At 75.5% G+C, this 3,770-nt stretch carries 3 protein-coding genes; all 3 read right to left on the bottom strand.

The genetic code is table 11. The features are described 5' to 3' along the window. Positions 1-1,457, bottom strand: a 1,457-nt coding sequence (locus tag GUY60_RS35590; protein ID WP_161705528.1) for an ADP-ribosylglycohydrolase family protein, incomplete at its 3' end; no start/stop codon positions are given. Then, the gene (locus GUY60_RS35585) at positions 1,454-2,632 is read right to left on the bottom strand and encodes an ADP-ribosylglycohydrolase family protein (RefSeq protein ID WP_161705527.1); all 1,179 of its coding nucleotides are present in this window, start codon (positions 2,630-2,632) and stop codon (positions 1,454-1,456) included. The genes GUY60_RS35585 and GUY60_RS35590, both read right to left, overlap by 4 nt. A gap of 25 nt (positions 2,633-2,657) precedes the next feature. Then, positions 2,658-3,770, bottom strand: a 1,113-nt coding sequence (locus GUY60_RS35580; protein WP_161705526.1) for an ADP-ribosylglycohydrolase family protein, incomplete at its 5' end; no start/stop codon positions are given.

Genomic DNA, 3,770 nt, shown 5'->3' with positions numbered 1-3,770 from the left:
CCCCCAGCTACCGCCGGGGGGACCCCCAGCCCAGCGGAACGATTGCCCACAACGGGGAGGGTGGGCGGCGGCGTGGTCAGCGTGTACGTCAGGCGGGCCAGTTCGTCGAAGCCGATGCCGTTGAAGTCGGCGATGGATGTGGCGAGTTGGTTCTTCAGTGGGGCCGTCCAGCGCGAGTCGATCGCGTTCGGGTGTCCGGCGAGGAGGCCCGCGACCGAACCCGCTGTCGCGCCGACCGAGTCCGTGTCCCAGCCGCCCGACACCGCCCGCGTGACCGAGCCGTCGAAGTCGCCGTCGGCGTGGGTGAGCGCCGCGGCGAGCAGGGCCGTGTTGGGGATGACGTGCACCCAGTGGTACGCGCCGTACGTGGCGTGCAGGGCGTCGACGACCGGCGTGAACTCCCCGTGTGTACGGGCGAGTTGGATGCCGTGCCGGACCGCGTGGGCGAGCCGGGACGCGGGCGGGACGACGGCCAGGCCGGAGCGGAGTGCCGCGTGCACGTCGGCTCCGCCGCCCGCCGCCGAGGCGAGGGCGGCCGCCGCGAACATCGCGCCGTACACCCCGTTCGCGGTGTGGGTGAGCGTCGCGTCCCGGTGGGCCTGTTCGGCGGCGGCTCCCGGGTCGCCGGGGTGGGTCCAGCCGTGCACGTCGGCGCGGATGAGGGCACCGATCCACTCGCGGAACGGGTTGTGGCGCCGGGCGGTGTGCGGGGGTTCGACGCCGTCGAGGAGGTTGCGGTAAGCGACGCGTTCGGCGGTGAAGGTGCGGCCCGCGGGGAGTTCGTCCAGCCAGAGCGCGGCGACGTCACGGGTGCTGAAGCCGGGCCCGTAGCGGCGGAGCAACTCCAGGTTCAGCAAAGGGTAGTTGAGGTCGTCGTCCTCCGGCATGCCGTCGATGTTCTCGGCGAGCGAGGTGGTGGCGCTGCGGCGGTTCCAGGGGTGGGCGGCGGCGAGTTCGGCGGGCAGGCCGCGGGCGGTGAAGTACGTGGTGAGGGGCCAGTTGCCGGTGGCGCGGGCGAGGGCGCGGATGCCGTCGAGGGGGAGTTTCTCGACGGGTTTGCCGAGCAGGCAGCCGACGGCGCGGCCCAGCCAGGCGGCGTGCAGCCGGTCGGGGGAGGGGGTGGCGGCCGCCGTCGGAGCGGGCCAGGTTGCGGCGCAGCGGGCCTTGATCGTGGGCAGGTCTGTGGGTTCGGTGGCGGCGGTCGAGGGCGTCAACTCGGCTAGTTCGTCGAGGAGTTGGTCGGCCAGGGCGCGCAGCTCGGGGGTCGCGGGGGTGGCCGTGGCGCCGGCCCGGAGCGGGGCCGGACGGCCGCCCGCCGCGTGCCAGCGGCGCTCGACGCGCTCCACGGCCCCGGCGTCGCTGCCGTCCTCCGTCGCCTGTCGCAGCTCGTGGCCGAGCAGGTCCTCCGGCTGCACCCAGGTAAGGCGTAGCCCCGTCGGCGTACCGGATCCGCTCATGCCGGCCTGCCCGCGAGCCGGGTGAACGCATCGGCGTGCGCGGCCCGGCGCCGCTGGTCGCGGGCGAACACCTCGCGGGCCACGTCCGCGAGGACGGTCGCGGGTGCCTCCAGGTCGAGCCGGCTGCCCTCGGCGACCTGCTTGGCCCAGTCGGCGGGCGGCCCGGAGCCGAGGGCGCCGGCGATGGCGCCGCCCATGGTGGCGATGGAGTCGCAGTCCCGGCCGTAGTTGACGGCGCCGAGCACCGTACGGCGGTAGTCGCCCGCGCCGACGAGCAGCATGCCGAGCGCGATCGGCAGCTCCTCGATGGCGTGCAGCCGGGAGGGGCGGCGGGCGCCGAGCGAGGGGGCGCGGTAGTCGGGGCCGACCGTGTCGTACGGGGCCACCGCCGCGCGCAGCGGGCGCAGCGCGGTCTCGAAGTCCCGGTGCCGTACGGCCACTTCGCAGACCGCGTCGATCGCGGCGCGGGTGCCGTCCTTGGCGAGCGAGAGGCAGGTGTCGACGACGGACTCGGGGGTCGCGCCGGGTGTGCAGGCCGCCGCCACGCCCGCCGCGAACACCCCGGCCGCCTCCCGGCCGTACGACGACTGGTGGGCGCCCGCGACCTCCAGGGCCTCGGCGTACGCGGCCGCCGGGTTCGCCGCGTTGACCAGGCCGACCGGCGCCATGTACATCGCCGCACCGCAGTTGACGATGTTGCCGCTGCCCGCCTCGCGCGGGTCGACATGGCCGTAGTGAAGGCGGGCCACGATCCACTTCTCGGCGAGGAAGATCCGCTGCAGCGGCAGCGCCTCGGCCTCGAGTTCGGGGATCCAGCGGGGCGTGCCGATCAGGTCGGGGACGAGGTGTTCGGCGACGGCGTACGCGTCCAAGTGGTCGCGGACCGTGGCGTACACGCGGATCAGCGCGTGCGTCATCAAGGTGTCGTCGGTGACGTGCCCGTCGCCCTTGTGGTACGGCGCGATGGGCCGGGCGGTGCGCCAGTCGGAGCCGTGCCAGGGGCCGACGATGCCGGTGATCCGGCCGCCGTGGCGCTCGGCGATCTGCTCGGGTGTCCAGCCCTCGACGGGGCCGCCGAGCGCGTCGCCGACGGCCGCGCCGACGAGGCTCGCCGTGATGCGCTCGTCGAGAGTGGGCCTGCGGGCCTGGGGTGCGGTGTCTGTTGTGTCCGTCATGGGGCGGAGTGTCCACCCGCGGCGGTCAGTTGTGGCGAGGGCGCGACAGGAGGTCGGCCAGTTCGGTGCCCAGCTCCACCAGATCGGTGCCCGCGAGCCGTGGCAGCGCACAGCCCGACAGGGTGCGGCAGGCGTCCCGCCAGGTCTTCGGTACGCACTCCGCGCCGCCGAGCGCACCGGTCAGGGCGCCCACGAGCGCGGGCGCCGAGTCGGCCACCCGGGACAGGCAGGCCGCGGCGGGCACGGCCTCGGCGAGAGCGCCGCCGGCCGCGGTGGCCAGGGCGAGCGCCACCGGTACGGTTTCGGCCGCGGCGATCCCGTAGCTGTAGACATGGTCCACGATCTGGTGTTCCAGGAGCGGTACGAGCGCGAAGGCGCCGCTCTCCTCGGCGTGCCGGGCGAGGTGCACGGCGAGCCGGGCGTTGCGGCCGATCTCCGTCTCCTGCGGGAGCTGGTCGAGCGCGGCGTCCACGGCGGCGTCCACGTCCGGCCCGGCGAGCGCCACGGCGACGGCCGCGGCCATCGCGCGGGCACCGTGCACGCCGTCGCCGTCCTGGGTGTAGCGGGCGTCGAACTCGGCGAGGTCGGCGGCGGCTCGCGGGTCCCCGGGGTGCACGGCCGCGAGGACGACGGCGCGTCCGCAGGCCGCGTCGTCGAAGAAGTGCGGGTTGTCGTGCCCGGTGGCGGGCGGGCGCAGACCGGTGGCGAGATTGCCGAGCCCGGCCCGTACGGAGATCCGGGCGCGCAGCGGGATCCGCGCCGACTCGACCTCGGGCGCGCGGTCGGCCGCCGCGGCGATCTGCGCGGCGAGGATCTGCCAGTGGTGGTCGATGGCGGCCCGCACATCACGGCCGGCACCGCCGCCGACTGCCGCCGCCAGCAAGGCGGTTGCGGTGTACGCCGCCCACTCGGCGTCGTCGGAGGGGCCGAGCCGGAGGGGCTCGGGCGGCTGGTTCAGGGCGATGGGGACGGGGAGGGTGGTGGTGGCGTTCTGCTCGGCGAAGGTGTCGAGCTCGCGGGTGAGCCGTCGTGTCCACTCGGGCATGCGGGCGGCCCGGTGTCTGGCCGCGGGCCAGCCGGCGGCGTCGCCTGCGGCGAGGCCGAGGAGTAGGCCCTGGAGTTGGGTGCGGGTCGGGTG

The sequence above is a fragment of the Streptomyces boluensis genome, assembly GCF_009908195.1.
Lineage (GTDB): Bacteria > Actinomycetota > Actinomycetes > Streptomycetales > Streptomycetaceae > Streptomyces > Streptomyces boluensis.
Note: the sequence above shows the minus strand (reverse complement) of the source record. Positions and strands in the feature narration are given on the sequence as shown.

Excerpts from the sequence above, each read along its gene's own strand:
- GUY60_RS35585 (WP_161705527.1), bottom strand. The coding sequence starts at position 2,632 with ATGACGGACACAACAGACACCGCACCCCAGGCCCGCAGGCCCACTCTC.